Below are 3,109 nucleotides of genomic sequence, written 5' to 3'. Positions count from 1 at the left end.
CAGTTTCGCATCGAGGGGCCGAAGGCCAAGGCCCAGCAGGCGCTGGAAGTGCTGCAGGCGCTCTACGAAATGTCGCGCCGCCCCATCCCCGAGGAGCAGGTGCAACTGATGCTGGCGGGCGACACCACCACGACCGTCAGCGACCCGGACGCCATCACCATGCAGACGCGCCGCGGCGAGGTGCGCGGGCGCACGCCCAACCAGGCGCGCTACCTGGAGAACATGGCCACGCATGACATCACCTTCGGTATCGGGCCGGACGGCACCGGCAAGACCTACCTGGCCGTGGCCTGCGCGGTGGACGCGCTGGAGCGCAGCGCCGTGCAGCGCATCGTGCTCACGCGCCCGGCCGTGGAAGCGGGCGAGAAGCTGGGTTTCCTGCCGGGCGACCTGGGCCAGAAGGTGGACCCGTACCTGCGCCCGCTGTACGACGCGCTGTACGACCTGATGGGCTTCGACAAGGTGCAGAAGGCTTTCGAGCGCCAGCAGATCGAGATCGCGCCGCTGGCCTTCATGCGCGGGCGCACGCTCAACCATGCCTTCGTCATCCTTGACGAGGCGCAGAACACCACGCCCGAGCAGATGAAGATGTTCCTCACGCGCATCGGCTTCGGTGCCAAGGCCGTGGTCACGGGCGACGTCAGCCAGATCGACCTGCCGCGCACACAACTGTCGGGCCTGATCGACGCCGAGCGCGTGCTCAAGCGTGTGCCCGGCGTGGCCTTCAACCGCCTGACCAGCGCCGACGTGGTGCGCCACCCGCTGGTGGCCCGCATCGTGGATGCCTACGATGCCCGTGGCAGCGCGGAGGAAGCGCCGGCGGCGCGCCGCAGCAGCCGCAAGGGCACATGACCCCCAGGAGACCCTCCATGACGCTGCCCCGGCTCAGCCTGTCCCTGCAGTTCGGCGCCCTGGCCGATGCGCCCGTCCACCGCGCGGCCCTGCCACGCCACAAGGTCGTGCGCTGGATCCGGCACGCGCTGGAGGCCGATGCCGAGATCACGGTCCGCATCGTCGATGCCGAGGAAGCCCAGGCGCTGAACCGCGATTACCGGCACAAGGACTACGCCACCAACGTGCTGACCTTCGACTACGCCATGGAGCCCGTGGTCATGGCCGACCTGGTGCTGTGCGCACCGGTGGTCGAGCGCGAGGCCCGCGAGCAGCACCGGACGCTGGCCGACCACTACGCGCACCTGCTGGTGCACGGCACGCTGCACGCCCAGGGCTGGGACCACGAGACCGGCGAGGCCGACGCCGAGGCGATGGAAGCGCGCGAAATCGAGATCCTGGCCGGGCTGGGCATCGGCAACCCGTACCGTTGACCCCCACGCTCCGCCGCTGCGCGGGTCGCTGCCCCCCAAGGGGGCTGATTCGCCTTGGGGCGGCCCGGCGGCGAATCGGTTAACCCCCACGCTCCGCCGCTGCGCGGGTCGCTGCCCCCCCAAGGGGGCTGATTCGCCTTGGGGCGGCCCGGCGGCGAATCGGTTAACCCCCACGCTCCGCCGCTGCGCGGGTTGTCAGGCCGTCATGCGCAGCGGGATCGTCACGGGCCCGTCGTTGACGAGGTGCACCTGCATGTCGGCGCCGAAGCGGCCGGTTTCGACGACGGGATGCGCCGCGCGGGCATCCGCCACGAAGCGGTCGTACAGCGCCTCACCCAGGGCGGGCGGCGCGGCGCCGGTGAAACCGGGGCGGTTGCCGCTGCGGGTGTCGGCGGCCAGGGTGAACTGGCTGACGATGAGCAGACCGCCACCGACGTCCTGCACGCTGCGGTTCATCCTGCCCTGCTCGTCGGCAAAGATGCGCAGTTTCAGGATTTTGGCCAGCAGGCGCCCGCCCACCGCCGGTTCGTCGCCGGGCTCGGCACACAGCAGCACCAGCAGGCCATGGCCGATGCGCCCCACCGTTTCGCCCGCGATCTCGACGCGCGCCTGGCTCACCCGCTGCAGCAAGGCCATCATGACCGCGGTGCCTCCTCGTGAAACTGCACCTCCACGCCATCGGGCAGCAACTGAATGGTCGCGCGCAGGCCCGGCACCTCGCTCATCAGCGCCTGCTCCACATCGGCACGCAGGAGCGCTGCGCGCCCCAGCGACCACGACGCAGGCAGGTGCATGTGCAGGTCGACGAAGCGGCGTTGGCCGGCCCGGCGCGTGATCAGGTGATCAAAGCGCAGCAGATCGGGGCGCTGCGGGTCGACGAAGCGCGCCAGCACCTCGTCGATGCGTTGCTGCAGCTCGGGGTCGAGCGCGTGGTCCATCAGGCCATCGCTGGCCCGTTTCATCAGGTGCACACCTTCGCGCACGATGTTGGCCGCCACCAGCAAGGCCACCAGCGGGTCCAGCCACAGCCAGCCGGTCAGGTACACCAGCCCCACCCCCACCAGCACGCCGGCCGTGGTGTAGACATCGGTCATCAGGTGCCGGGCATCGGCCTCGACCGCTTCGCTGCCGGCCACGCCGCGCTCGCGGTGGTGCCGCGACGCCCAGTGCATCACCTGCGCCAGCCCGCCGTTGAGCAGCGCGCTGAGCACCGACAGGCTCAGCCCCAGGCCGGGCGCGTCCAGCGGCTGCGGCGCGAACAGGCGTTCCAGGGCCGCCCAGCCAATGGCGAGGGCAGCACCCAGGATCAGCACCCCCTCGAAACCGCTGGAAAAATACTCGGCCTTGGTGTGCCCGTAGGGGTGGTCATCGTCCGCCGGCCGCTGGGCAATCGTCACCATGGCCAGCGCGAAAACGGCGCTGGCGAGATTGACCAGCGACTCCAGGGCATCCGAGAGCAGGCCCACCGACCCGGTCACGTACCAGGCCAGCGTCTTGAGGCCGATGGTGGCCAGGGCGGCCAGCACCGAGCCCACGAGCAGGCGCCGTGGCGTCAGCCAGGCCAGGGTACGGTTCATGCGGGTGGGGAGGGGCGTCAGGACAGGGTGACGCGGGCGAACTTGCGCTTGCCCACCTGCACCACATAGGTCCCCGCCGCCAGCTTCAGCCCCCTGTCGCCCACCACCGAGCCGTCGATGCGCACGCCGCCGCCATCGATCAGGCGGTTGGCCTCGCTCGTGGACGGCGCCAGCCCGGCCGACTTCAGCAGCGCGCCCACACCCAGC

At 70.7% G+C, this 3,109-nt stretch carries 5 protein-coding genes; 2 read left to right on the top strand and 3 right to left on the bottom strand.

The features are described 5' to 3' along the window. Window positions 1-852, top strand: an 852-nt coding sequence (locus tag PHQ87_RS15390) for a PhoH family protein (RefSeq protein ID WP_300236302.1), incomplete at its 5' end; no start/stop codon positions are given. A 17-nt stretch (window positions 853-869) separates the two neighbouring features. Beyond that, window positions 870-1,325, top strand: a complete 456-nt coding sequence (gene ybeY, locus PHQ87_RS15385; RefSeq protein WP_300236299.1) for an rRNA maturation RNase YbeY — start codon at window positions 870-872, stop codon at window positions 1,323-1,325. Window positions 1,326-1,520: 195 nt separating this feature from the next. On the opposite strand, the gene dtd is transcribed toward ybeY, so the two are convergent. From dtd to PHQ87_RS15370, 3 genes are all read right to left on the bottom strand, one after another. Further along, complete coding sequence (gene dtd / locus PHQ87_RS15380) at window positions 1,521-1,964, bottom strand: D-aminoacyl-tRNA deacylase (RefSeq protein ID WP_300236296.1); 444 nt, start codon at window positions 1,962-1,964, stop codon at window positions 1,521-1,523. Beyond that, window positions 1,961-2,902: a cation diffusion facilitator family transporter gene (locus tag PHQ87_RS15375; RefSeq protein WP_300236294.1), complete on the bottom strand. Its 942-nt coding sequence runs from the start codon at window positions 2,900-2,902 to the stop codon at window positions 1,961-1,963. The genes dtd and PHQ87_RS15375 overlap by 4 nt, the downstream gene beginning before the upstream one ends. A gap of 17 nt (window positions 2,903-2,919) precedes the next feature. Beyond that, window positions 2,920-3,109, bottom strand: a 190-nt coding sequence (locus PHQ87_RS15370) for a S4 domain-containing protein (protein WP_300236291.1), incomplete at its 5' end; no start/stop codon positions are given.

The organism is Hydrogenophaga sp., assembly GCF_028698005.1.
Taxonomy (GTDB): domain Bacteria; phylum Pseudomonadota; class Gammaproteobacteria; order Burkholderiales; family Burkholderiaceae_C; genus Hydrogenophaga.
The sequence above is the reverse complement of the archived record's forward strand: the minus strand, read 5'-3'. Positions and strand labels throughout refer to the sequence as shown.

Bases quoted from the DNA above. Each gene is read 5' to 3' on its own strand.
- ybeY (WP_300236299.1), top strand. From the start codon at position 870: ATGACGCTGCCCCGGCTCAGCCTGTCCCTGCAGTTCGGCGCCCTGGCC.
- dtd (WP_300236296.1), bottom strand. From the start codon at position 1,964: ATGATGGCCTTGCTGCAGCGGGTGAGCCAGGCGCGCGTCGAGATCGCG.
- PHQ87_RS15375 (WP_300236294.1), bottom strand. From the start codon at position 2,902: ATGAACCGTACCCTGGCCTGGCTGACGCCACGGCGCCTGCTCGTGGGC.